The following is a 25,503-nucleotide window of genomic DNA, read 5'->3' on the forward strand; positions in this document are numbered from 1 at the left end:
TTGCAGCGGACGTTCACGACTGGCTGCTGCGATGGTTCAACCCGCGCCCCACGCTGCTCGGTCCTGGGGCGGAGGACCGGGAGCGCTTCTACTCGCTGGCGCGCTACCCGGACGAGACCGAGGCCGGCGAGATCGAGTTGGCGAGCGGGCGGGATTTCAGCCAGCGGTTGTTCTTCGGGCAGCCGCGCTCGGACGTGGCGCAAGGGGCCTGGTACTTCGACGGCATGCCGCACCGCGTGCTGATCACCGACCGGCTGCGCATGCCGCCCGGCACGGGGCACCTGACCGGCGAGACCCGCAAGGGGGACGCGATCAACACGCTGTTCGACCAGATGCCCGAGGACACCTTGATGTGTCTCACGATGGTCGCCACGCCGCAGGATGTCCTGGAATCGGATCTGAACCACCTGGCGAAGAAGGCCGTGGGCGAGACGCTGGCGTCGGAGCAGACCCTCAAGGACGTGCACGAGGCCCGCTCCCTGATCGGCAGCGCGCACAAGCTCTACCGGGGCACGCTGGCGTTCTACCTGCGCGGGCGCGACGAGGCGGAACTGGATCGGCGCGGCCTGGACCTGGCGAACGTCATGCTCAACGCCGGCTTGCAACCGGTGCGCGAGGACGACGAGGTGGCGCCGCTCAACAGCTACCTGCGCTGGCTGCCGTGCTGCTACAACCCCGGCAAGGATCGGCGCCGCTGGTACACGCAGCTGATGTTCGCCCAGCACGCGGCGAACCTGTCGCCGGTGTGGGGCCGCGCCCAGGGCACGGGGCACCCCGGCATCACGATGTTCAATCGCGGAGGCGGCCCGATTACGTTCGACCCCTTGAACAGGTTGGATCGGCAGATGAATGCCCATCTGTTTCTGTTTGGCCCTACGGGCTCGGGCAAGTCCGCCACGCTCAACAACCTGCTGAACCAGGTGACGGCCATCTACCGGCCGCGGCTTTTCATCGTGGAAGCCGGCAACAGCTTCGGCCTGTTCAGCGACTTCGCGCGGCGCCTGGGCCTGACCGTGAACCGGGTCAAGCTGGCCCCCGGATCGGGCATCAGCCTGGCGCCGTTCGCCGACGCACGCCGGCTGATCGAAACGCCCAGCGACGTGCAGACGCTCGATGCCGATGCCCTGGACGAAGACCAGCCACCGGATGCCTCGGCCATGGAGGCGGATGAGCAGNNNGCCGCCGAACATTGCGTGGCGGAGAAGCGCACCGTGCTCACGCGCGATGTGCGCAATGCACTGCGCATCCGTGGCCAGGACCCGACGTTGCCCGAGATGCGCCGTGCGCGGCTGCTGGAGATGGCGGACGCGATGGACATGTTCTGCCAAGGCACGGACGGCGAGATGTTCGACCGCGACGGCACGCCGTGGCCCGAGGCCGACATCACGCTGGTCGATCTGGCGACCTATGCCCGCGAGGGCTACAACGCGCAGCTCTCCATCGCCTACATCAGCCTGATCAGCACGGTGAACAACATCGCCGAGCGCGACCAGTACCTGGGACGGCCGATCGTCAACGTGACCGACGAAGGTCACATCATCACCAAGAACCCGCTGCTCGCGCCCTATGTCGTGAAAATTACAAAAATGTGGCGCAAGTTGGGCGCCTGGTTCTGGCTGGCGACGCAGAACATCGACGACCTGCCACGTGCAGCGGAGCCGATGCTCAACATGATCGAGTGGTGGGTGTGCCTGTCGATGCCGCCGGACGAGGTGGAGAAGATCGCGCGCTTCCGCGAACTCTCGCCGGCGCAGAAGGCGCTGATGCTCTCCGCACGCAAGGAAGCGGGCAAGTTCACCGAGGGCGTCATCCTCTCCAAGAGCATGGAAGTGCTGTTCCGCGCCGTGCCGCCAAGTCTCTACCTCGCGCTCGCGCAAACCGAGCCCGAGGAGAAGGCAGAACGCTACCAACTCATGCAGCAGCACGGCGTCAGCGAGCTGGATGCCGCCTTCAAGGTGGCTGAGAAGATCGACCGGGCACGTGGCATCGAGTCGCCGACCCTGGACCTGCCCTGAATCTGCCGTACACCGGAGAACGCCATGGAACAGAAACGCCCATCCATTCCGATGCAGGTCCAGGCGTTCCGTCGTCGGCGCTGGCAGTTCCGCTGGCCCTGGGCATTGGCCGCGGTGCTGGTTGCGCTGCTGCTGATCTGGCTCGTGTCACGTTCGCCAGGCGGGTCCACACCTCAGACTTCGGCGCCAGTCAGCGACACGCAGGTGGCTGGGCCTCCGTGGCAGATGGGCAATCCGGAAGGGCGTTTCACGCTGACGCTCTACGCGGACCTCGAATGCCCGTTCTGCCGGTCCTATTTTCCAGTGCTCAAGCGTTGGGTGGCCGGCAATGCGGACGTGACCTTGCAATGGCACCACCTGCCGTTGGCCGCGCATGAGCCAGCCGCGTCCGCCGAAGCGCGCCTGGCGGAATGCGCGGGCGAAGCCGGCAGCCATGCCGCCTTTTGGCAGGCCGTCGAATGGGTCTATGCCCACACGCGGAGCGACGGCCAGGGCTTGCCTGAAGGGCTGCGCTACCCCGACCTCACTCCAGCGATCGAGCAGTGTCTGGCGAGCGAGCGGCCCGATGCACCGATCCGCGCCCAGACGGCGGAAGCCACGAACAGCGGCGTGATCGCCACGCCATCGCTGCGGCTGCACGATCGCGAAACCGGCAAGGCGATCCTGCTGCAGGGCCCGATCGAGGGCGATGCCTTGCTGTCGGCCATGGACATGCTCGCGGCCGGCGATCCCGCCGCCATACCCACATCGGAAATGCCTGCCGACGTCGTCGGCGACATGCCCAGGTAGCCCCGGTCTTCAAGGCTACGGCGCAGTCCGCTGCGCTGACCGCAACCCGTTCGCCTCGCATCCTGGCCGCGAACGATCACCGCCACCGCGGTGATGGATGCACCTTGTTCGTTCCCCAGGAGGGCTTGCCCTCCCCGGGCGCGCGCCCTCCGATCTCACCATTTGGAGGTTCGCCATGTCTTTCGTCGTCAATGACTCCTGCCTGGAGTCGCTTTCCGCCATCGCTGCCCAGCACGAGGACTGGATCATCCAGCAAGCCATTGCGCTGCTGGAGAAGCGGGTTTTCAAAGCGGGTCCGAAACTCCTCGACCCCACGGCCGTGCGCGACTACCTGCGCGTGAAGCTGGTGGCCGAGCCCAACGAAATATTCGTCGCTGTGTTCCTGGACAGCATGCACCAGGTACTGGCCTACGAGCCGCTGTTCAGGGGCACGATCAACGCGACTTCGGTCTATCCGCGTGTCGTTGTGCAGCGTGTTCTGCAGTTGAATGCGGCCGCGGTGGTCTTCGCGCACCAGCACCCCTCGGGCATTTCCGAGCCGTCGAGCGCGGATCGCATGCTGACCCAGCAACTGCAGGCCGCGCTGGCGCTCATCGATGTGCGGGTACTGGACCACATCATCGTCGGCCAGGGTGCCCCGTTCTCCTTTGCGGAGTCCGGCCTGCTGTAAGGGTTGTACTGCTTCGTTGATCAGCGCGGAGGCTTCGGCCTCCGCATTTTTCTGCGCGGCGACACAAGCAGGTATGCGGGGTGGCCGCGATGCGCATTGTTTGTTGGGGCCGCATGGGGTTCGGCGTTTGACTATGGCCCTGATCAACTTCCGGGGTGCAAGACATGCCAGGAGCTTTTACCCGGTTCGCACCAGGCTGGCGAACCCTTGGCCTGGCCATCGTGCTGCCGGCGTCGTTCGCGGCATTCAGCCCGGCCGCGTTCGCCGCCGACGTGGTGGTCGTCACCGACAGCCGCCACCCGGTCAAGACCATGGGCGGCGAGCGGCTGATCGAGCTGGACCGGGCATCCGGGCTCGAAGCAGAGCTTTCCGCAGATCTGCCAGCCGACCCCGATCGCGCAGCAGCCATCGTCCGGCAACGCCTGAACCAAGGCGGCACCGACCTTCAGCGCCGCATTGGCACCGCCTACCAGGGCATCACCGACGCATGGAGTTTGGGTGTCACGACCATCCCGGCCGTCGTGGTGGACCAACGCTATGTGGTCTATGGCGAGCCTGACGTGGCCCGGGCCGTGTCCTGCATCGAGCAGCACCGGAGGAGGCAACCGTGACCTATCGCCCATTCGACCTGCTGCGCCGCCTGCGCGTCGCCGTGGCCTCGCTGCTGCTGGTCAGCGCCACGGGCAGCTACGCCCTGAACACCGTCACCATCGTGTCCTCCGTCATGTCGCCGGACTGCCTGGAGTACCGGGTGGTGGGCATCTGCTACTGGCTGTATTGCACCTATGGCGGCTGCTCGGTGCGCACGTCCACCAAGGTCCGGCACTACGTCCCCGATGCGGTCGTCTCCAGCTACAGCAACACCGGAGAGAACCCCTGGGTCGAAGTGCGAGCGATGAGCATGCCGAACGCCTCGGCCCAGGCAGGCGGCGACGGCACCACCAACGAAGACCACGAAAACAACCTCGCCAAATTCAAGAACGCCGATGTCATCGGCCATCCCGGCGGCGAGGTGTTCAACCAGTTCGCCTCGTCCTCGGGCTATTTTTGCCAAGGCGCGGGAACGGCCTTCATGCCGTATCTGCTCAGCACCTTGGACACGCTGGCCTGGCGCTACAACGTGCCCGAGATGGCCTACCCGGAGGCGCTGATCCCGGGCCGGCGCGAGGTCGGTGCGCGCACCACGATGAACCTCTGGGGCAATGTCTATCCGCGCGGCGGCTTCCTGCACCAGACCGACGACCACAAATCCGGGGCGGTCGTGGCTCAGCGCGCCGGTGACGTCGTCACGCGGCGCGGGCAGTTGCACGTGTACCAGCCGCTGCTCGCCAACGCGCGTGATGGCTACTGGCCGGCCGGCGCGCNAGAGTACGAGGCGAAGCTGGAGGTCCTTCAGGAGCTGGTTTCCGGCACGCGCACTACCACCTTTGAGAACCTGCGCGAGGCTGGCAGCACGTCGCTGCCAATCACGCGTGGCGTGATCGAGGCGCTGCGCGACGAGCCGGACCAGGACCTTCTGGCGCGGCGCCTCGCGTCGGAGGTGGCGCTGTCGTCGGTGCTGGAAAAAGCGCTGCTGCTCCAGCGCACGCTGCTCACGGGCAAGAAGGAGCCCAACGTCGCAGCCAACGAACTCGCGGTCAAGGCCGTGAACCACGAGAGCGACACGCTCGACCGGGAGATCCGCAACCTGAAGACGGAGCTGGAGCTTCGGCGCGAGCTGGCAAACAACTCACCGATGGCCATCATCCAGCGGCACGGTACGCGCGCGGCAGGCTCGCGCGGCATCTACGAGGGTGATCCGGTACCCGACCGCCTCGACCAGTTGCAGAAGGGCAATCCAGGAGCCAGGCCATGAGCGCGGCGCGCATGACTTGGCGCCCCTTGCGCTGGCTGTTCAGCCGGCGCGCGGCGAAGGCGCTGCTGTGGACGGTGCTGATCGTTGCCGCCGCGGTCGCGGCCAACATCGCCGGCATCTACCTGGTCGGCAGCGTTGCCGGCTGGGAGCGGTGGCTCGCCGCCGCTGCGGGTTACTTATTCGTGTGGCGGCTGTGTCTATACGGGGCGACGGTGTACGGGTGGATCTGGATGCGCCGCCGGCTGCTGGTACGTGAGGACGACGCCCAGGCGCGGCACCGCCTGGTGCGCACCGAGATCGCAGGCGTCGTCGCCATCGTGGCGCTGGAAGCCAGCCTGTTGATGCAGGGCTGAGAGGAGATTCGGGCCATGACTCTGTTCACGACCGACTACCTGGAGTATTACCTTACGCTGGTGTCCTGGATCGTCAACAACGGCATCTGGGCCGTGCTGGTATCCAGCGGCGTCTTCGCGCTGCCTTTCGTGGCGATCATCGTGCAGGAGTGGTTGAAGGCCCGTGCAGAAGGCGCCGACGAGGGCAATAAAGGCGTGCTGAGCGCCGCCCGCATCGAGAACCGGGTCTTCGTCGCCATCGTGGTGGTGATGTTCGCGGGCATCCCGTTCATCGACGTGGACCTCAACACCATCCAGTACGACAGCTCGCGCTCGGCGCAATGCCAGGTCAGTGTGCCGCANCGGCAAGTGGCAGGAACTGACGCCGCGCCTGTCGAACACCTGCGTGGTGTTCCCCCACAGCGGCACGCTGACCCAAGCCCAGCAAGGCGACTACGCGTGGGCGCTGTGGCGTCCGTATGCGTGCTGCGAACGCCGGGGCCAGGTGTTCCTCGGCAGCGTCGATTTCCTCTGAGGTGCCACGATGAAGCGTCCTGAACCGAAGAACCTGTCCACCAAGGCGTGCCGCCTGCTGCGCCCGACGGCACTGGCCGGCACGCTCGCCCTGGTCTGCGGCCTGGCGTGGGCACAGGTCGGATACCAGAACAGCGGCCCCGTCATTGGCGATGACGTCATGTACTCGATCGGCGGCGGCAGCGCGGTGTCCATGGGCCGCGCGGCCGGCATGCGCTCCATCGGGGTCGGTGTGGGGTGGAACAGCAACCTGATCTGCGGCGACATGAGCATCCAGACCACGCTGCGCAATCAGCTCAACGGCATCACGAACGGCTTTCAGCAGATCATGAGCAACGTAATCCAGAGCGCCACCAGCGCGGTAGCGTCCCTGCCGGCGCTGATCATTCAGCGCGCCGATCCGGGCCTGTACAACCTGCTGACCAACGGCGTGCTGCAGGCGCGGCTGGACTTCGACCGCTCCAAGCTGACGTGCCGCGCCATGGCGGAGAAGATGGCCGAGACAGCGGGTGGCCAGCTTGGCTGGAGCCAGATGGCCGAAGGCATGGCCTTGCGTGACGCGGTTGGCAGCAACGATGCCGTGTCGGCCGTCGAGCAGGCCGAGACGCGCCGCGGCAACGACGGCGTGCCCTGGGTGGGTGGCAGCAATGCTGGTGGCGCAGGCCAGTCCGCCATCCGGGTGGTCGGCGACGTCACCCGCGCGGGCTACAACCTGGTCAACGGTCGTGGCGTGACGGACACATCCTCCATCGCGTCCGCCAGTTGTGCGAGCCTGTCCTGCCAGACCTGGACGTCGCCGCAGCAGGCGACCGAATGGGCCACGCGGGTCCTCGGAGAGCAGGTGCAGCGCACCTGCGACTCCTGCACCAAGACCGAGACGGTGCCCGGCGTCGGGCTGACGCCGCTGATCCAGGAAGAGTACGAGGCGAAGCTGGAGGTCCTTCAGGAGCTGGTTTCCGGCACGCGCACTACCACCTTTGAGAACCTGCGCGAGGCTGGCAGCACGTCGCTGCCAATCACGCGTGGCGTGATCGAGGCGCTGCGCGACGAGCCGGACCAGGACCTTCTGGCGCGGCGCCTCGCGTCGGAGGTGGCGCTGTCGTCGGTGCTGGAAAAAGCGCTGCTGCTCCAGCGCACGCTGCTCACGGGCAAGAAGGAGCCCAACGTCGCAGCCAACGAACTCGCGGTCAAGGCCGTGAACCACGAGAGCGACACGCTCGACCGGGAGATCCGCAACCTGAAGACGGAGCTGGAGCTTCGGCGCGANCGGCACGGACCTGCGGCAGATGCGCATGGAGATCGACGCGACTCGCATTGACGACCCAGTGTTGGCTCAGGAAGTAGCGGATTTCTCGCGGGATTGCTATGGGGCTGCGCGGGCGAAATTGTTCATGCAGCGGCCTCAACTCGATGAGCAGCAGCTGCACGACGTAACCTGGATCGGCTCACGCTTCTTCACGGACACGAACGGCTACTACGACACATACCGTTCCAGCACCCCGCGCGAGGACTGGCCCTATGACAGCACGCGCGACGCAGGGCTTGCGCAGGTGGCCAGCGGCGGCGGCTATCCGACCTGCAGGCAATGGTGGGCCGATGGCAGCAATGGACTGCGGGCACGCTTGCTGGGTCAGGTGGACCCGAGCCTGCTCAATCGCCTGGCGGGCTGGGCTGGCTTCCTGAGCCGTGCCGAGGTGGACGATTCGGTGATCCGCGCGATCGCGTCACCGCGACAGCAGAAGCTGAACCAAGGCAGCGTCTATACGGACTACGGTGGCCAGATCGAAATGACCGACCCAAACATCATCACCCGGGCGGCGGCCGACGTAGGACTGGCGGTAGGCTCGCTGGGCTACTTCCCCTCCATGGATGCAATGCGCCAGGCTCTTCCGATGGTGCTGGCGCTCTTGAAGATGGCGCTGGTTGTCTGCATTCCGGTGGTGCTCATGGTTAGCACCTACAACCTGAAAACACTCGTGACGGTCAGCGTGGTGCAGTTTGCGCTGTTCTTCGTGGATTTCTGGTTCCAACTCGCGCGCTGGATCGACAGCACCATTCTGGACGCGCTCTACGGATGGGGCTGGGGATGGAACCGGCCGCATACGAATTTCGATCCGGTCATGGGCCTCAACAATGCCTTCGGAGACATGCTGTTGAATTTCGTCATGGCGACGATGTTCATCGTGCTGCCCTTGTTCTGGGTAACCGCCTTGGGATGGGCGGGCTACGCCGTGGGGGGCATGTTGCAAGGGCTTGCTGCTGGTACGGCAGGCGCCAAAGCGGCCGGCGGCAAAGCCGCCGACATGGCCTTTGGCGGCGCTATGAAGTGGGCATCGACACCCAGCAAGAGGAAGTAGTGCCTTGCTTCTTCGCTAGGTCTCATCAGATGGATCATGTGAATCTATCCGATACTCATCGTGGGTATAGAGGCCAAAACCGGCGTGCCCGTGCCGCCACTCTGGTTCGGGCGGCTCCCATTCGACGGTATCGTGCCCCCGGGCCACAAACACCAGCGCGACCAGCAGCAACGCCAGCCAGAAAGCAACGTAGAGCAGCAGCCCCAGGACAGCCAGTTTGCCGGCCCACAGCAGCGCGGCGGCGGCAGCCAACGGCACACCCTTGGACACCAACCAGTTCGACGCCCGACGTTCGCTGCGCGCATAGGCGCGCCACCCGCGGCCAAGGGCGCGGCCGAGGCGTTCCGCAGTGCTGATGCGGGTCGTGGTGCTCATGGTCGTCTCCTGCTACTGAGGGATGCCTATTCCAATTTGGTCCATTTCATTCTGCTGCGGGCTTCAAAGTGCTTCATGACGCTTCGTCATCCGGTTCCACCGGGCCGGGGTCAGGCTCCACGTCGACGCGATACGTGGCAACGAAGTGCGGCCAGTCCACATGGTCCACCAGGTCGATGTCATCGACAACGCCTACCTTTGCTGCCGCACGCTCGAACAGGGCGATGCTCTTGGCGGGATAGTTGTTGCGCGACGGATAGAGCACCCCGTCGAACAGCGCTTGGCCGTCGTCTCCGAGAATTGCATGCACCTGGGCGGACACTTGCTGCGTGTGCGTGTAGTCGCGGCTGGCCAACTGCTCCAGGTTCAGGCCGAAGTAGCCCGCCATGACGCCCGGCGCCGTGAGGTCGGCCAAGAGCACATCGTCCATCACGCCTACTGCGCGCACCATCCGGGCCTGGACTTCTTTCAGCGCGATCGAGCGCTTCGTGTCCGCAAGCCACTGGTGCTTATGAAACACCGACTCCATCAGCGCCGTGGGCAGGTCGCGCCCCAGGTAGAGCACGCCGTAGGCCCGCGCCGGGTCATCGTAGCGATTGGTGCTGCTGCGGCCATAGTACAGCGGGCTGCCCCGATAGACGACGCGGCTCACATGCTGGAGCAGTTCACCGGCATCGATCAGGAACGAAGGCAGCTCGTGGCTCATGGCGATCTCGCTTCAATGCACCTGAACGCCCAGTACGTTGAACACGGCATCGGCCACGTCATCGATCGTGCTGTGCGTCACCGCATCCACCGGCGAGCGGCCGCCCAAGCCTTCGAGCGGTTCGGACAGCGCGCGGTAGATCGTCCAGGGGTCGATGCCCTCGACCTCCTGAAGCACGGTTTGGGTCAACTGCTGCTTTACCGGGTCGAGCTGCCAGTCGGGCAGCTTCTGACCGCGCGGCCCCACGTTCAGCGCCAACAGCCGACGGGCGAGGATGTCCTTGTAGATCTGCTGGCGCGACTTGTCCGCCAGCTTGGCGTACTCGGGGATCGGCAGGTTATGCGGCTGGTTGAAGGCTTCCAGCAACACGGCGCGGCCTCGCTGGACGTCGGTTTCAGTCGGTGCCCAGCGCGTTTCGGTGCGCAGCGCGGCCGCCTTGCGTGCCAGGGCCTGCCCCACCGTCTCTCCGTCCAAGTTGGCGGGCAGCTTCACCGCCTCCACGCGCTCGTGAATGAAAGCCTGCAACTCGGCCGCGAAAGCCGGCGCATCCCGGATTTCGACGGTATCCGCGAAGCGGCGCACATCCTCCACCGTGACGCGCGGCAGGCGATCGGCAATGAATTCAATGGCATTGGGCATGGTGATCTCCCAGGCAGGTTTGAGACAGGATTCACTCTAGTCTCTATTGTCGCTTTTGTCAACTTTGTCGCCTTTCGAGAACCTGCCCGGCGGAAGCGGCGTCCACTCAGCATAGAGCGCGACCAGCACCGGCTCGCCGTCCAATCCATTCCACCGAGTTCCCCATTGACGCTGGAATCGCATCCCGTGCCCCGCTATACCGAAACGGTGAAAGGCCAGAGGGCCGAAATGGCAAGGGAACGGGGTGCAAGGGGAAAGGCCCTACCTCGAAAAGGCCAAAAGGCCTCCCGATCGGCCCGTCATCAGGACACCCACATGCTTTCCCTGTTCCAGCGAAAACGGCCCGCGGTCGCTACCGCTCCAACGCCACCACCCGCATCCGACCTCCCGAAAGGGTTGATGCGGCCCGAGTCGGCCGCATCGCTGCTGGCCACCCCGCGTCGGCAGAAGCTGCTGGAGCACATCTGGCAGCGCACGTCTCTGTCGCGCAAGCAGTTCGCCGTCCTGTACCGCGCGCCGCTGGAGCGCTACGCCGAACTGGTTCAGGCCTTCCCGGCTTCCGAATCGCATCATCATGCGTACCCGGGCGGGATGCTCGACCATGGCCTGGAGATCGTTGCCTATGCCCTCAAGCTGCGGCAGTCCCATCTGCTTCCCATCGGCGCAAGCCCCGAGGACCAAGCTGCGCAGGCTGAAGCCTGGACTGCTGCGGTCGCCTATGCCGCGTTGTTGCACGACATCGGCAAGATCGCCGTCGATCTGCACGTCGAACTGGCCGATGGCTCGCTGTGGCACCCGTGGTACGGTCCGCTGCACCAGCCGTACCGCTTCCGCTACCGCGACGATCGCGAATACCGCCTGCACAGCGCGGCGACGGGCTTGCTCTACCGCCAACTGCTGGACACCCAACTCCTGGACTGGCTCAGTGACTATCGCGACCTGTGGGGACCGCTGCTCTACGTCCTGGCCGGCCAGTACGAGCATGCCGGTGTGCTGGGCGAACTCGTGGTGCAGGCCGACCGCGCCTCCGTGGCCCAGGAACTGGGCGGCGATCCGGCGCGCGCCATGGCCGCGCCCAAGCACGCGCTGCAACGCAAGCCGCTTGACGGGTTGCGCTACCTGCTCAAGGAAGAGTTGAAGTTGAATCAGCCCGAGGCCTCCGATGGCTGGCTCACCGAGGATGCCTTGTGGCTGGTGAGCAAGACGGTCTCGGACAAGCTGCGCGCGCACCTGTTATCGCAGGGCATCGATGGCATCCCTGCGAACAACACCGCCGTCTTCAACGTGCTGCAGGACCACGGCATGTTGCAGCCCACACTGGACGGGAAGGCGGTCTGGCGGGCGACCGTGACCAGCAACGCCGGCTGGACCCACTCATTCACGCTGCTGCGCCTCGCACCTGCGCTGATCTGGGAGGCTGGCGAGCGACCGGCGCCGTTCGCCGGGACGGTAGCGATCGACACGTCACCTGTCGAGAAGCACGCCGCTGCGGCATCGTCGCCGGAGGTCGCGGCGAAACCGACCCCAGGAGGTCAGGAATCGCCGCCATGGGAAGGCGGCAGCGCTGCTGACCCAATTATCGCCCCCCTGGCTGAGGCCATGCCCGACGTCATGGAGGATCTGCTGACGATGGTAGGAATGGGCGATTCGTCCGCCACACAGCAGGATGAGTCAACCATCCCCACCGAACTCTCTGCCACACGCCCTGAAGCACCACCACCATCGATCGTGGCATCTTCACCCTCATCACCGGCGCCCGCGGCCACACCAGCAGCGACAACGGTGCAGCCATCTGGCGAGCACTTCATGGCATGGCTGAAACAGGGGATTGCCTCGCGTCGGCTCATCATCAATGACGCGAAGGCACTCGTGCATACCGTCAGCGATACCGCATACTTGGTCAGCCCAGGAGTGTTCCAGCGATACGCTCAAGAGCATCCGCAGTTGGCAGCCATTGCCCGCCAGGAAAAACTGGAGCCGTGGCAGTGGGCACAAAAGCGCTTCGAGAAGCTGGCCGCGCACCGCAAGCAGGCCAGCGGCCTGAACATCTGGACTTGTCACGTCTCAGGGCCGCGCAAATCGCGGCAGTTGCACGGCTACCTGTTGACGCAGCCCGGTGCGTTGTTCGAGCGAGTGCCGCCCAACAACCCCTACTTGTGCCTCTTCAACGAGGAGGCGGGGCGTGAAGTCTCGCTGGCTGCGAAATGAGGATATCCAGTGGGCGCGGTCCGGATGCCCGCTCTTCGGTGCACAGGTCAGAGCGTAACCCCATGGGAAATGCCCTGCTGCGCCGCCCGGTATCGTCCGGGGGTCATACCCGTCCAGTGGCGGAACGCGCGGTGGAAGACGGCAGGGGCACTGAAGCCCAAAGCATCGGATATCTCCTCCAGTGAGCTGTCGTTGCGCACAAGGTGGAGGATGGCCAGATCCCTGCGCAACTCATCCTTGATGCCCTGGAACGACAGCCCTTCCTGCTGCAGCTTGCGCATCAATGTCCGCGAGGACATGTGCAGCCGGCTGGAAACATCGTCCAGCGTCCGTCCGAGATCCACATGCAGCAGCTCACGCACCTTCAGCCGGAGGGCGTGCTGGTGGTAGGAGGTGAAAATCCAGTCGCGCGGCGCCCGCTCCAGGAAGCTGCGCGCGTCGGACGCGCTGCGTTTCGGCCGGACCTTTGCGAGTTCGGCGTGAAAGGTGATCTGAGAGAGGGGTCCGCAGAAATCGATCGGGGCCGGAAACAGGATCGAATAGTCGGCTGCAAATGATGGGCGTGGAAAAGCGAAGGCCACACTGCGCACCGGGACCTCTCGGCCGGCGAGCCATGACACGATGCCGTGCGTCAGCTTCAGCATCAGTGCGTGCCCGAATCGGTTCCCCCCCGCTTTGGAAGACCGCGGGACAAGTTCCAAGCGCAAGGAGGCGTCTGCCTTCGTGAGACTCAGCCTGTAGTCGTCCAGCAGCAGGTTCCAGACCTGCGTGAAGCGATACAGCGCTACCTCGATGCTTGGCGCGTCCATGACCGCTCGGACGATGTACTTCAAAGCGCCGGTCCGTATGGGCCGGCTCCACAGTCCCATCATTTCATCGCCGGTGGCAGCGGCGCTTCGTCGGTACAGCCCGACCAGTTGATCGTGCGTCAGACGCGAGCCGGGGTGGCTGATGAATGCCTTCACGATGCCGGCCTGCTGCAGGCAGCGATCCAGGGCCTGGTCCGAGCACAGCGAGCGCAGGCTGCGCAGCAGGTCCTCCACCAGATCGCATGAGACCGTGGCCGCCGCGACGGCATTTGGGCTCGCAGGAAGTCCTCTTGGCGGCCTGACGAGATTGTCAGTTTTTGCAAATTTCACGGCGCTATTGGCAATTGAGCCCAGCATCCCCGGTAAGTAATCTACGGGCATGGAAAAGGTAAAGGCCCCTCAATAGTATCGGCTGCGAGGTTCGACCGCGATTCCGGCGGTCTCTCTGCACTTCGCGCCCAGGCCAGGCTCAGTGCGCAAGAATTGGCAACATTGGCATAGATCCTCGGCCTTGAACGGATGGTCCGCTTCAGTGCGGGCCATGCCGTCACCGCAGCGGCGAGGCGGCCGATGCCTGCCGGACCGAGCATATCGACCTGCCCGCCGCAGACCACCATGTTCATGACCCACTGCAAGGAGAACTTCATGTCCGAGCCCATTCTGCTGACCTCCGAACAAGACAACATCGGCATCGTCACGCTCAACATGGCGCACAAGCGCAACGCGCTCAATGAGGAAGCGATCGCCGCCATCGACGCCTATTTCTCAGCGGTGCCCAGCCACATCCGGGCCATCCTCCTGACGGCCAAGGGCGATCACTTCTGTGCCGGCCTGGACCTCAAGGAACATCACGACAAGGCACGCAGCGGCGTCGAGTTCATGCGCGTCTGCCAGGGCTGGCACCGCGCGTTCGACAAGATCCAGCATGGCGGCATTCCCGTGGTCGCCTGCCTGCAGGGAGCGGTCGTGGGCGGCGGGCTGGAACTGGCCAGCGCAGCCCACGTGCGCGTTGCCGACAGCCGCACCTTCTTCGCACTGCCCGAGGGCACCCGAGGCATCTTCACGGGCGGCGGCGCCACGGTGCGCACTGCGCGGATCATCTCCGCCCCTCGCATGGTGGAGATGATGCTCACCGGACGGGTCCTCGATGCGCGGGAGGGCCGCGAACTGGGTTTGGCCCACTACGTATGCGACATCGCGAAAGGCGACACGCCCGCACCCGAGTTCGCCCTGACCCTCGCAAAGAAGATCGCGGGCAATGCGCCCCTTTCAAACTACGCCATCGTCAGCGCCATCAGCCGCATCGCCGACATGTCGGCCACGGACGGGCTGTTCACCGAGGGGCTGGTGATGGCCATGATCCAGCAGGGTGACGATGTGCAGGAGCGCCTGGGCGATTTCGTGAACAAGAAGGCGCACAAGGTCCAACTGAATGCTTGATCTTCAAGACGCGCGCTACCGGCCTCGGCCAGCGATGCGCGACCGCGTCATGGCTGGGCTCAGGTCACTTGCAAGGACCCCCTGGCGCCCATCAGCAACTCCACCACATCGGGTGCGTTGATGACGCTAAAACGCGGGTCCATCTGCGCGGCGGTCATACCGTTGTGGATCATGCACGAGCCGCAGATGGCAATGCGACCTCCCTTTTCCAAGAATTTCTCCAGCAGATCGGCAACGGGTTCGAAAGGCTTGCCGATGTCCAATCCAGCGGCCGCGCCGGGTTGTCCCAGTTCCACGGCTTCCACCATCAGGATGATGGTCGCCGTATGTCCCTTGAGCAGCGCGTTGAGCGCCATGATGAAGGTCACGGTCACCTTGTTGGGATTGCTTCTTCCGTCAAAAATGGTCGCAACGAAGTCGGTGGTCTGCATGGCTAGGTCCTTGTGATAAACAGCGACTGTGGGGATGCGAGTTGGAGGGTGCAAAGCTCTGGCACCGGATGCAGGCGGTCCGCGGCGCCGCACGACGGACCGGGCCCAGGCTACGGGGCGCTGGCCGGCGCGCCCGGAATGCTGGACAGCGCCGCGAACTCGTTGAAGGCGGCCACCGCGTTCGATGCGTACATCGCCGACGGACCCCCTCCCATATAGATGGCCACGCCCAGGGCCTCATGGACCTCCGCAGCCGTCGCGCCGAGCTTGACCAATGCCTTGGCATGAAAGCCGATGCAGCCATCGCACCGCGCGGCCACGCCGATCGCCAACGCGATCAGCTCTTTCGTCTTGGCGTCGAGTGCGCCGTCGGCGATCGCTGCCTTGCCCATCTCACCAAAACTCTTCATGACCTGCGGCACTCCCTTGTGCAGGGGCGCCAGGTGAGCCACCACGTCCTGCGTCAGTTGCCGGTAACTTGTCGTCATCGCGAACTCCTCATGGTTTTGGAACATCGAATATGAAACCGGGTTGACCCGCACGCTCGACCGGACCCAGACGGCTTCATGGCGCAGCGGCCGCCGCCGACTGCCGGCGGTTGCGCCAAGCCAGCCAACCCAGCAGGGCCAGCACGAGCGCGATGAGGGGCAGCATCAGGCCGTTGATGGTTTCCCAGCCCGAGGTGTTCAGCAGCCGGCCCGACCCGAACGAGGCGACGGCCACGGTGCCGAACACCAGGAAATCGTTGAGTGCCTGCACCTTGGCGCGCTCGGGCGCGGTGTAGCAGTCGGTCACCAGCGCCGTGGCGCCGATGAAGCCGAAATTCCAGCCCACGCCCAGCAGGATCAGCGAGCCCCAGAAGTGCAGAAGTTCGAGGCCGGCCAGGGCCAGCAGGCCAGAGGTGCCGATCAACACCAGTCCGCACGCCGTGATGGCGGTCTTGCCGAAACGCGCGATCAGGTGGCCGGTGAAGAAGCTCGGCGCAAACATGGCGAGCACGTGCCACTGGATGCCCAGCGCCGCCTCGCCCACGGTGTGGCCGCAACCCACCATGGCCATCGGCGCGGCCGTCATGATGAAAGCCATCAGGCCGTAGGACACGATGCCCGCCGTGACGGCCACGACGAAGCCTGGACTGCGCGCGATCACTGCCAGCGGGCGCGCCGCGCCCACGACGGCGGACGCCTGGGGCGGCGGCATGCGCAGCATCAGCAGCAGCGGCAAGGCCAGCAGCGCCAGGCCCGCCTGCCCGAGGAAGCTGCCAGCGAACGGCGCCATGGGCCAGGCGTCGCGCGTCCAGATGACGACCTGCGGGCCGATGACCGCGGCGATCAGGCCGCCGATCATGATGCGCGAGATGACGGTGGCGCGCTGCGGCGGCGGCACCGCATCGCTGGCCGCGAAGCGGTAGCTCTGCACGCACGCGCCGTAGAAGCCAGCCATCGCCGTGCCCACGCAGAAGGTCTCGAAACTGCCCCACAGGACGCCCAATGCGGCGATGAGCCCGGACACCGAACCCAGCAGCGCCCCCAACGCATAGGCCGCGCGCCGGCCCAGACGACGCATCAGCAGGGCCGCAGGGATGGTCGACAGCGCCAGCCCCAGGTTGTAGAGGCTGACCGGCAGTGTGGCCAGCGAAGGGTTGCTGGCCAGCATCTGACCCACGATGCCGCCCAGCGAAATGATGATGGGTGGCGCGGCGCCGCCCAGCGATTGGGCGGCCATCAGCAGGCCCACATTGCGGCGGGCATCTGTCGCAGCGGGCGGTGGCAGCGAAGCAGGTGGCGTCATGAACGAATCAGGAATGAGGTGTCAGGCGAACCCACGCCGCAGCATGAGAACACCGGCAGGAAGACCTGCCGCACTTCCTGCCTTCGAGGAAGTGCCTTGATATTTTATTAGCTTATGCTAAATTAGATACATGTTAAATACAAGCTGCCATGATGGTTGACAAGAAAGACCAGTCGTTTCTACAGGACGGCGCGGCCAAGGCTGCGGCCATGCTGCGGACGGTCGGCAATGAGCATCGCCTGCTCGTTCTCTGCCTGCTGATCGAGCATGGCGAGATGACCGTCGGTGCCCTGCACGAAAACGTGGCGCTGAGCCAGTCCGCCTTGTCCCAGCACCTGGCCAAGATGCGCGAGGAAGGCCTGGTGACCTATCGGCGAGAGTCGCAGACCCTGCACTACCGTATCGACAACCCCGACGTGGCCAAGCTCATCGCCACGCTCAAGGCCATCTTCTGTCCCTGATCCACCCTCGGAGGCCATTGCCATGTCCCTGAAATCCATCTCGCCCCAAGCTGCCAGCGAACTCATGAACCAGGGTGCCGTTCTGGTGGACATCCGTGCGGCGGACGAACATGCCCGTGAGCGCATCGCGCAGGCACGCCATGTGCCGATGGACCGCTTGCGAAGCGGCGGCCTGCCGCTCGACGGCGCTTCGGCAATCATCTTCCACTGCCGCTCGGGCAACCGGACGCGGGTGAACGCCCCGACGCTGGGGGCATGCACGGCCTGCGAGGCCTACGTGCTTGAAGGCGGGCTGGACGCCTGGAAGAAGGCCGGCCTGCCCGTCGTGGCGGACGCCTCTCAACCCCTGGAGCTGCAACGGCAGGTGCAGATTGTTGCGGGGTCCTTGATCGTGCTGGGTGCCGTGCTGGGCGCCACGATTTCGCCATGGTTCCATGTGCTTTCGGGCTTCGTGGGCGCGGGGCTGGTCTTCGCCGGTGTCTCGGGGTTCTGTGGGCTCGCGCGCGTGCTGATGCGCATGCCCTGGAACCGCCGCGCGCTGGCCGGCTGAGTCTACGGGTGGGGAAGCGATTTCTTCACTCGGCCGCCGGTCGGCAAGAACATGCGACGGCAAGTTTTTAATTTTGAGTTAATTCGACCCGGACACCATCTGGCATGTGAGAACGACCCACAAACATCCGATCAAGGGAGCTTGGGCGACAACAGACGGGTCATACATTCAGCGAGGCAAAGACACCGTGAAGATCGAACCCTTCTTTGACGAGGACACCAGCACCTTCAGCTACATCGTGCTGGACACGAAAAGCGGTCAGTGCGCCATCATCGACAGCGTGCTCGGCTACGATCCTAAATCCGGCCGCACCTCGCGCGCCGGCGCGGACCGCATGGCCGAGCGCGTGCGGGAACTGGGGGCGAGCGTCCAGTGGATTCTGGAGACGCATGTGCACGCAGATCACCTGAGCGCCGCGCCGTATCTCCATTCGTGCCTGGGCGGCCGAACCGGCATTGGGGCGAACATCCGTACCGTACAGCAGGTGTTCGGCCAGCTCTTCAACGCCGAGCCGGCCTTCGCGCGTGACGGCCGGCAGTTTGATCGTCTGTTCGACGACGGCGAGACCTTCATGCTCGGCACGCTGCAGGTGCGGGCCATGCATACCCCCGGCCATACGCCCGCTTGCATGACCTATCTGGTCCAGGACAACGCCACACCTGAAGCGCCTGCCGCAGCCTTCGTGGGCGACACGCTGTTCATGCCCGACTATGGCACGGCGCGTTGCGACTTTCCGGGTGGCGACGCGCGCACACTGTTCCGCTCGATCGGCCGCGTGCTGTCGCTGCCGCCGGAGACCGTGCTCTACATGTGCCACGACTACCGNTATGGCACGGCGCGTTGCGACTTTCCGGGTGGCGACGCGCGCACACTGTTCCGCTCGATCGGCCGCGTGCTGTCGCTGCCGCCGGAGACCGTGCTCTACATGTGCCACGACTACCGCCCCGGGGGGCGCGAGCTTCAATGGAAGACCACCGTGGCCGAGGAGCGTGCGCACAACATCCATGTGCGTGACGGCATCAGCGAGGATGACTTCGCGGCCACGCGCGAGCAGCGCGACGCCACGCTGGCGATGCCCGTGCTTCTGCTGCCCTCCGTGCAGGTGAACATGCGGGCCGGCGAGTTGCCGCCTGCCGAATCCAACGGCGTCCACTACCTCAAGATTCCCATCGATGCCCTCTGAGAGCGGCACCGACCGGCTGAAAGGACAATTTCCGGGCAGGAGACCCTCATGGACATCAAAGCCTTGGACCAGGGACTGGCCGTCAGCGGCCAGATCGCTGCCACCGACCTGCAGGCCATCGCCGAGGCTGGCTACCGCTCGGTGATCTGCAATCGGCCCGATGGAGAAGCGGGCGATCAGCCCGGCTTCAGCGAAATCGAGCAGGCCGCCCAGTCACTGGGTATGGCGGCGACCTACCTGCCCGTCGAGTCCGGCAAAGTGACCGACCAGCAGGCCCAGGCCTTCGGGACGCTGATGACGCAACTGCCCGGCCCGGTGTTCGCCTACTGCCGCACCGGCACGCGCTCGGCCACGCTGTGGGCGCTGAGCCAGGCGCAGCGTCAGCCGTTGGCCTCCATCCTCGAAGCCGCGCGCGGTGCCGGCTACGACCTGTCCGGCGTGGCCCGGCGCATCGCCAACGGCGGGCGCACACCCACCGAAGTCGTGGACGCCACGCATGACATCGTGATCGTCGGCGCGGGCGCGGCGGGCATCGCGGTGGCGTCCAGCCTGCTCGCGCGCAAGCCGGACGCGGACATCGCCGTCATCGACCCGGCGGATGTGCACTACTACCAGCCGGGGTGGACGATGGTGGGCGCGGGCATCTTTCCGCCTGCGCACACGGCGCGCACGATGGCGAGCGTGCTTCCGCGCGGCGTCAAGTGGATCAAGATGGCCGTCGCCGCGTTCGAGCCCGAGCGCGACGCCCTCGTGCTCGATGGCTGCCGCGTCGTCAAGTACCAGCAGCTCGTGGTCTGCCCGGGCCTGAAACTCGACTGGAACGGCATCGAGGGCCTACCTGAAACACTGGGCCGCAACGGCGTCACCTCCAACTACCGCTACGACCTCGCGCCCTACACCTGGGAACTGGTGCAGAACCTCAAGAGCGGCCAGGCCCTGTTCACGCAGCCGCCCATGCCCATCAAATGCGCGGGTGCGCCGCAGAAGGCGATGTACCTCTCGGCCGATCACTGGAAGCGGCAGGGCGTGCTCAAGAACATCCACATCGAGTTCTGCAACGCGGGAGGCGTGCTCTTCGGCGTGCCGGACTACGTGCCCGCGCTCATGGAGTACGTGAAGGCTTATGGCATCGATCTGCAATTCAGCAACCAGCTCGTGGCCGTCGATGGCGCAGCGCATGAAGCCACCTTCATCCGCACGAACGCCGACGGCACCAAGGAGCGCGTCACCCGTCCATTTGACCTGCTGCACGCCGTGCCGCCACAGAAGGCGCCGGACTTCATCCGAGTGAGCCCGCTGGCGGACGCTGCGGGCTGGGTGGACGTGGACCCGTCGAGCCTGCGCCACAAGAAGTACGCCAACGTCTTCGCACTCGGCGACTGCACCAACACCACCAATGCCAAGACTGCTGCGGCCGCACGCAAGCAGGCGCCGGTGGTCGCGCACAACCTGCTCGCCGCCCGGAGCGGGTCCACGCGCCTGGCCAGCTATGACGGCTATGGCTCCTGCCCGCTCACTGTCGAGCGCGGCAAGATCGTGCTGGCGGAATTTGCCTACGGCGGCAAGCTGGCGCCTTCGTTTCCGAAATGGTTCATCGACGGCAAGCGGCCGTCATCGCTGGCGTGGCTGCTGAAGGAACGCATCCTGCCGCCGGTCTATTGGGACGGCATGCTCAAGGGCCGCGAATGGCTCGCGCATCCTGTCCTCTCGGACGGGTGAGCCGCCGCATGCGTCATCGCCGGGACATGGGAAACCGACGCTCATAGTGCGGGCGAAAGGAGGAGCGGCATTCGGCCCTCCGAGCCTCAACAGCGGCTATCCCTGCCAGGGGAGACTGTCCTTCGGGATGCGGGTGGTTATAACGGATACGTGCGTCCACTGTGATTTCCTGGCACTAGGCGAACAAGCGATCGTCCCGCCCCCTGCCGATGCTGACCCCAGGCGCAGCGCCGGTGTCTGCCGCGAGGCGGCCGAGACCTTCGCGTCACGACGATTCGAATATCCGGGCCGACTGTATTTGGATCTCGCCATCCAGACAGTCCACGGTCAAAGAGCGCGGGGCACCTCGAAAAACACTCTTAACTTTCGCTTAATCGAGGCTGACCATCATTCCCGTGATTCACATGCGACATTCATAAAAACAATGCTGAGGCAAGCCCTGATGGAACACTATCGCCAACACCAGTGGTTGGCATCGGAACCAATTCGGATGGTTGCGCGCCATTTCTGGAGCGCCCATGAATGAAAGCCTAGGGTTTCTCCTTGCTCTGAGCTTTATCGTCTCGCTGGCGGCTCTGGGCGCGTTGATCTGGTCCATCGTGACGCGCCAGATCCATGCGGGAAAGAAGGAGGCTTCGACCATATTTCTGGAGGGCGAGGCCGGCTCCCCGGATGATCCATCTTCATTCGATGAAGGGGCGGCCGAGCATCGATTCGACGCCTTGCGTGCCGGCGTCGACGCCCCGGGTCGGAACGTCGTACTGGTCCTGTCCATCGCTTCCTTCCTGTTCCTGATCGTTGGCTCGCTGTTCGGGATGATCGCCTCGCTGAAGTTGCACTGGCCCGACTGGCTGGCGAGTCAGGCGTTCACCACCTTCGGGCGCGCGCGCACCGTCCATCTGAATCTGGTCGCGTACGGCTGGCTGTCCACAGGGGGCATAGCGGTCGCGCTCTGGATCATCCCTCGCATGTTTCATACGCCCCTGCGAAGGCCCGCAATGGCGATGGTGGGCGCGGTGCTGTGGGCCCTCGGCGTGGCGGCCGGTGCCATTGCCATTGCCAATGGATGGAGCGACGGCCTGGAGTGGCTCGAAATCCCATGGCAGATCGACATCGTCCTGGCCCTCGGCGGCTTCTTCATCGCATGGTCCGCCATCGCGACGACCCGAAAACGCAACGTTCACCACATCTACGTCAGCGGCTGGTACTACCTCGCGGGACTGGCATGGTTCCCCATTCTGTTCTTCATCGCGAATATCCCGGGCCTGCATTCAGGCGTGCAGCAAGCCACCACCAACTGGTGGTTCGCGCATAACGTGCTTGGCCTCTGGCTGACACCGCTGGGGCTGGGTGCTGCCTATTACCTGATTCCCAAGATCATCGGCAAGCCGATCTATTCGTATAGCGTTTCGCTGCTGGGCTTCTGGGGCCTTGCCTTGTTCTACAGCCAGGTGGGTATTCATCACCTGATCGGTGGGCCCGTGCCGACGTGGGTGGTCACGCTGTCGATCGTGCACAGCGTCATGATGTTCATTCCTGTCATCGCGGTGGCGATCAATCAGCACGTGACGGTCGCGCAGAATTTCTGGGCGTTCAAGGAGTCCATGGCGCTGCGCTTCGTGTCCACGGGCGCATTGATGTACACGGCCGCATCCTTCCAGGGATCGCTGGAGGCTGTACGGGCCATCAACTCGATCACCCACTTCACGCACTACACGGTGGGGCATGCGCACCTGGGAGCTTACGCATTCGTCTCCATCGTGCTGTTCGGCGCCTTCTACTATCTCTTGCCCTACCTGACGGGCAAGAACTGGCCCTGTCCGCGACTCATCGCCATCCACTATTGGCTGACGGTCCTGGGTTTTCTGATCTATTTCCTGTCATTGACCATCGGCGGTTTCCTGCAAGGCATGTCGCTGCTCGATCCACAGACCAGTTTCGCTGACATCACCCGCAACATCGTGCCGTATCTCGAAGGTCGATCGGTGGGCGGCGGCATGATGACGCTGGGACACTTCGTCTTTGCCTTCCATGCGATGGCCCTACTCTGGTCGAAACGGCGAGGTGACGCATGAACCGGCTGATTCCATTGTTCGTCGGCGCTGTCGGAATCTTGGTGTTCGCGACCGTCATGCTCGTGGTGCTCCCCGGCCTGCAGGTCCGTACGGTCCAGGCACCTGCGCAGTTGCAGAACTACACGATCGAACAGCTAAGAGGCCGTGCGCAGTACGTGGCCAATGGCTGTGTCTACTGTCACAGCCAGCAGCCTCGTTCGAGTGGCCAGACGCTGGCGGATCAGGCCCGGGGCTGGGGAAGGCCGTCCACGCCGGGCGACTACGCCTACGACGCTCCCCAACTGCTCGGGACGATGCGCACCGGCCCCGATTTGCTGAATGTCGGGGTGCGCCTGCCGAGCCGGGACTGGCAATTGACCCACCTGTACCAGCCCAGGGCCATCTTCGACTGGAGCATCATGCCTTCGTACCCCTTCCTCTTCGAGGTCAAGGAGAAGGCCGCGCCCGGCGAGGTCGTGGTCAAGTTGCCGCAGGAGTACCGTCCCGCGGACGGGAAAGTGGTGGTGGCCCGACAGGAGGCGCTCGACCTGGTCGCGTACCTGTTGAGCCTGGACCGTTCCTACCCCGTCAGCGCCAAAGAGGCGACATTGCGTGATCGTGGCTACGATCCGAAAACTCAGAAGGGCCCGCGTCAATGAGGGGCGAGATGAAATCCGAGCTGAGCGGCAAGGGGCGTCGTGTTCAAGACGTAGACCCGACATTCGACCCCTGGGAGCAATCGCGTCCCATTCCCTTGTTTGTGCTGGCCATCTTCCTGGCGCTGGCGATCTGGGGCGCTTTGAGCTACATCGCCGACCTGGCGCCGAATCGCGGGGCGGCGATTGGCGGGACCGTTGCGCCGAAGCAGCAGGCGCCCGCAGTTCCCGATGACGCGCCGGTGCTCGTCTTTCAGGGCAACGACATCGTCTGGGCCTGCGCGTCATGTCACGGCGACCACGGTGCTGGCGCGGGGCTGACGCCCGCGCTGGCCGGCCTGTCCGAAGCCTACATCGCGAAGCAACTCCACGACTTCGCTACCGGAAGCCGCCCCAACGAGTCCATGCGGTACGTGGCCAGTGCAATGAGCGCCGAGGAGATCGGGCAAGTCTCGGCCTATTACGCTGCGCTGCCGCACGTTGCCGGGCCGCCCGTCGATCTGGGCGGAGACGCGGCGCGTGGAGAGGCACTGAGCCGAACGGGCGACTGGAAAAAGGATATCCCGGCGTGCGTGACCTGTCATGGCCAGCAGGGTGAGGGTGTCGGCGGCCATTTCCCTGCGCTGGCGGGTCAGCAGCCCGAGTACATCTTCCACCAGTTGGTCTCATGGAAAGGCGGCCATCGCCACAATTCGCCGCAATCCTTGATGGATGACATCGCGTCGCGCATGTCGGACCAAGACATGCGCGATGTGGCTCAGTATTTCGGATCTTTGCGTCCGGGCAGCAAAGGAGGCAATCATGACGAACAACGGTGATCGCCGCTCTGCGCACACGGGGACACTCCGGCGTGCCGGTTATGCTGCGGCGCTGGGTCTCCTGCTGTTTTCGGCAGGTTACGGCGTCTACGAGAGCGGCGTGATGGGGTATCTGTACAGCGCGATCAGCGGCAAAACGGTCACGATTCCTTCGGCCGCGCCCTATTCGAGAGCAGATATGGAAGCTGCTCGCAAGGCCTACGCAAAAGACGCCAAGGCGTCTCCGCCCGGTATGCCCGTCGGTGCGGACGGCTACTACCTCCCGCCTGCGGAGGATGACATTCCGAAAGGACCCTATGGCGATGCCATCCGGCGAGGAATGAAAATCTTCACCGACACTGGCGCCATGGTCAAAGACCACGTGGGCAATTCGCTGGCCTGCGCGAACTGCCACCTCGACTCGGGACGGCGAGAGAATGCCGCACCGATGTGGGCGGCCTATGCGTCCTACCCCGCTTTTCGCAGCAAGACCGGGACCATCAGCACGCTCGAAGACCGGATCATGGGCTGTTTCACCTATTCGATGAACGCCCAGGCGTCGTCCTCCGGGAAACCGCCGCCCGCTGGCAGCGATGTGTACCGCGATCTCATGACCTATATGGCCTGGATGGCCGATGGGCTGCCCGCCGGCAACAAGCCGCGCGGAGCGCTCTATCCCAAGGTGCCGAAACCAAAGGACGACTACGACGTGGGCCGAGGTCTGGCGGTCTATCAACAAAATTGCGCACTGTGCCATGGTCCTGATGGACAGGGCACGCGGGAGGAAAACGGCAAGATGAGATTTCCCCCGCTTTGGGGACCCGAGTCGTACAACTGGGGCGCCGGCATGGCCCGCATCGATACTGCAGCGGGCTTTATCTGGGCGAACATGCCGCTTGGAAAGCCATACAGTCTGACAGAACAGGAGGCCTGGGACGTGGCGGCATTCATCAACAGCCACGAACGCCCCAAGGACACACGCCAGACCGGAACCGTGGCTGAGGCGCTGGAGAAATACCACGAAGGTGAGCAAAGCTACTACGGGAAGGTCGTGGGCGGAAAACTGCTTGGGGTTGGAACGGATGCCAAGAGCGGACCGTAGTTCCGGTGGGGATTTCGACTATGAGCAGGC

General features: G+C 64.7%; 22 protein-coding genes and 6 pseudogenes. 21 read left to right on the forward strand and 7 right to left on the reverse strand.

The window, feature by feature from the left end; translation table 11 throughout:
- The 11 genes and pseudogenes from C1I89_RS18975 to C1I89_RS19020 all read left to right on the forward strand — a co-directional run.
- Positions 1-2,015 (forward strand): conjugative transfer ATPase (locus C1I89_RS18975; RefSeq protein WP_102774191.1); only part of this gene is annotated, 2,015 nt, incomplete at its 5' end.
- Between the two features lie 24 nt (positions 2,016-2,039).
- Positions 2,040-2,804 (forward strand): DsbA family protein, encoded by a 765-nt coding sequence (locus C1I89_RS18980; protein ID WP_003149757.1) that lies wholly within the window; start codon positions 2,040-2,042, stop codon positions 2,802-2,804.
- 175 nt (positions 2,805-2,979) lie between these two features.
- Entirely contained in the window at positions 2,980-3,474 is a 495-nt protein-coding gene (radC, locus tag C1I89_RS18985) for a RadC family protein (RefSeq protein WP_003149760.1), read from the forward strand.
- A 164-nt stretch (positions 3,475-3,638) separates the two neighbouring features.
- Positions 3,639-4,085 carry a TIGR03757 family integrating conjugative element protein gene (locus C1I89_RS18990; protein ID WP_102774542.1) on the forward strand — a complete coding sequence of 149 codons (447 nt, stop codon included), beginning with the start codon at positions 3,639-3,641 and terminating at the stop codon, positions 4,083-4,085.
- Between the two features lie 113 nt (positions 4,086-4,198).
- Positions 4,199-4,834, forward strand: a pseudogene (locus C1I89_RS18995) (TIGR03756 family integrating conjugative element protein); the annotation flags it as partial.
- Positions 4,835-5,329 (forward strand): annotated as a pseudogene (locus tag C1I89_RS35925) (integrating conjugative element protein); the annotation flags it as partial.
- Positions 5,326-5,682 carry a hypothetical protein gene (locus C1I89_RS19000; protein ID WP_003149767.1) on the forward strand — a complete coding sequence of 119 codons (357 nt, stop codon included), beginning with the start codon at positions 5,326-5,328 and terminating at the stop codon, positions 5,680-5,682. The pseudogene C1I89_RS35925 and the gene C1I89_RS19000, both read left to right, overlap by 4 nt.
- 15 nt (positions 5,683-5,697) lie before the next feature.
- Positions 5,698-6,021, forward strand: a pseudogene (locus tag C1I89_RS19005) (conjugal transfer protein TraG N-terminal domain-containing protein); the annotation flags it as partial.
- Between the two features lie 4 nt (positions 6,022-6,025).
- Positions 6,026-6,196, forward strand: a pseudogene (locus C1I89_RS19010) (TraU family protein); the annotation flags it as partial.
- 9 nt (positions 6,197-6,205) lie between these two features.
- Positions 6,206-7,498 (forward strand): annotated as a pseudogene (locus tag C1I89_RS19015) (integrating conjugative element protein); the annotation flags it as partial.
- A pseudogene (locus C1I89_RS19020) lies at positions 7,464-8,552 on the forward strand (conjugal transfer protein TraG N-terminal domain-containing protein); the annotation flags it as partial. The pseudogenes C1I89_RS19015 and C1I89_RS19020, both read left to right, overlap by 35 nt.
- Before the next feature lie 15 nt (positions 8,553-8,567).
- On the opposite strand, the gene C1I89_RS19025 reads toward C1I89_RS19020, so the two are convergent.
- The 3 genes from C1I89_RS19025 to C1I89_RS19035 form a co-directional block, all read right to left on the reverse strand.
- Positions 8,568-8,927, reverse strand: coding sequence for a DUF3742 family protein (locus C1I89_RS19025; protein ID WP_003149770.1), 360 nt, complete (start codon positions 8,925-8,927; stop codon positions 8,568-8,570).
- A gap of 73 nt (positions 8,928-9,000) precedes the next feature.
- Positions 9,001-9,633 (reverse strand): RES family NAD+ phosphorylase, encoded by a 633-nt coding sequence (locus C1I89_RS19030; RefSeq protein ID WP_003149772.1) that lies wholly within the window; start codon positions 9,631-9,633, stop codon positions 9,001-9,003.
- Positions 9,634-9,645: 12 nt separating this feature from the next.
- Positions 9,646-10,272 (reverse strand): hypothetical protein, encoded by a 627-nt coding sequence (locus tag C1I89_RS19035; RefSeq protein WP_003149774.1) that lies wholly within the window; start codon positions 10,270-10,272, stop codon positions 9,646-9,648.
- Between the two features lie 315 nt (positions 10,273-10,587).
- Here C1I89_RS19035 and mobH point away from each other — a divergent pair, with 315 nt between their 5' ends.
- Positions 10,588-12,480, forward strand: a complete 1,893-nt coding sequence (gene mobH / locus C1I89_RS19040) for a MobH family relaxase (protein ID WP_102774192.1) — start codon at positions 10,588-10,590, stop codon at positions 12,478-12,480.
- 47 nt (positions 12,481-12,527) lie between these two features.
- Here mobH and C1I89_RS19045 read toward each other — a convergent pair whose 3' ends face one another.
- Complete coding sequence (locus C1I89_RS19045) at positions 12,528-13,523, reverse strand: AraC family transcriptional regulator (protein WP_004350625.1); 996 nt, start codon at positions 13,521-13,523, stop codon at positions 12,528-12,530.
- A gap of 411 nt (positions 13,524-13,934) precedes the next feature.
- On the opposite strand from C1I89_RS19045, the gene C1I89_RS19050 reads away from it, so the two are divergent.
- Positions 13,935-14,729, forward strand: coding sequence for a crotonase/enoyl-CoA hydratase family protein (locus tag C1I89_RS19050; protein WP_004350627.1), 795 nt, complete (start codon positions 13,935-13,937; stop codon positions 14,727-14,729).
- 59 nt (positions 14,730-14,788) lie between these two features.
- Here C1I89_RS19050 and C1I89_RS19055 read toward each other — a convergent pair whose 3' ends face one another.
- The 3 genes from C1I89_RS19055 to C1I89_RS19065 form a co-directional block, all read right to left on the reverse strand.
- Positions 14,789-15,160 carry a DsrE family protein gene (locus C1I89_RS19055; protein WP_003149783.1) on the reverse strand — a complete coding sequence of 124 codons (372 nt, stop codon included), beginning with the start codon at positions 15,158-15,160 and terminating at the stop codon, positions 14,789-14,791.
- A gap of 110 nt (positions 15,161-15,270) precedes the next feature.
- Positions 15,271-15,648, reverse strand: a complete 378-nt coding sequence (locus C1I89_RS19060) for a carboxymuconolactone decarboxylase family protein (protein WP_004350630.1) — start codon at positions 15,646-15,648, stop codon at positions 15,271-15,273.
- Positions 15,649-15,724: 76 nt separating this feature from the next.
- Positions 15,725-16,951, reverse strand: a complete 1,227-nt coding sequence (locus C1I89_RS19065; RefSeq protein WP_004350634.1) for an MFS transporter — start codon at positions 16,949-16,951, stop codon at positions 15,725-15,727.
- A gap of 149 nt (positions 16,952-17,100) precedes the next feature.
- Between C1I89_RS19065 and C1I89_RS19070 the strand changes: the two genes are divergently transcribed.
- The 8 genes from C1I89_RS19070 (at position 17,101) to C1I89_RS19110 (ending at position 25,473) form a co-directional block, all read left to right on the forward strand.
- Entirely contained in the window at positions 17,101-17,412 is a 312-nt protein-coding gene (locus C1I89_RS19070) for an ArsR/SmtB family transcription factor (RefSeq protein WP_003149789.1), read from the forward strand.
- A gap of 22 nt (positions 17,413-17,434) precedes the next feature.
- Entirely contained in the window at positions 17,435-17,962 is a 528-nt protein-coding gene (locus tag C1I89_RS19075; RefSeq protein WP_004350638.1) for a rhodanese family protein, read from the forward strand.
- Between the two features lie 187 nt (positions 17,963-18,149).
- Entirely contained in the window at positions 18,150-19,145 is a 996-nt protein-coding gene (locus C1I89_RS35325) for an MBL fold metallo-hydrolase (RefSeq protein ID WP_258231480.1), read from the forward strand.
- 48 nt (positions 19,146-19,193) lie between these two features.
- Positions 19,194-20,864 (forward strand): bifunctional protein tyrosine phosphatase family protein/NAD(P)/FAD-dependent oxidoreductase, encoded by a 1,671-nt coding sequence (locus C1I89_RS19090; RefSeq protein WP_004350643.1) that lies wholly within the window; start codon positions 19,194-19,196, stop codon positions 20,862-20,864.
- A gap of 518 nt (positions 20,865-21,382) precedes the next feature.
- Positions 21,383-22,939 carry a cbb3-type cytochrome c oxidase subunit I gene (locus tag C1I89_RS19095; protein WP_003149798.1) on the forward strand — a complete coding sequence of 519 codons (1,557 nt, stop codon included), beginning with the start codon at positions 21,383-21,385 and terminating at the stop codon, positions 22,937-22,939.
- The gene (locus tag C1I89_RS19100; protein WP_003149800.1) at positions 22,936-23,577 is read left to right on the forward strand and encodes a cbb3-type cytochrome c oxidase subunit II; all 642 of its coding nucleotides are present in this window, start codon (positions 22,936-22,938) and stop codon (positions 23,575-23,577) included. Before C1I89_RS19095 ends, C1I89_RS19100 begins: the two co-directional genes overlap by 4 nt.
- An 8-nt stretch (positions 23,578-23,585) precedes the next feature.
- Positions 23,586-24,392 (forward strand): c-type cytochrome, encoded by an 807-nt coding sequence (locus C1I89_RS19105; protein WP_023120493.1) that lies wholly within the window; start codon positions 23,586-23,588, stop codon positions 24,390-24,392.
- The gene (locus C1I89_RS19110; protein WP_004350647.1) at positions 24,376-25,473 is read left to right on the forward strand and encodes a c-type cytochrome; all 1,098 of its coding nucleotides are present in this window, start codon (positions 24,376-24,378) and stop codon (positions 25,471-25,473) included. The genes C1I89_RS19105 and C1I89_RS19110 overlap by 17 nt, the downstream gene beginning before the upstream one ends.
- Positions 25,474-25,503: the final 30 nt, after the last annotated feature.

This window comes from Achromobacter pulmonis (assembly GCF_002885955.2).
Classification (GTDB): Bacteria; Pseudomonadota; Gammaproteobacteria; order Burkholderiales; family Burkholderiaceae_B; genus Achromobacter; species Achromobacter pulmonis_A.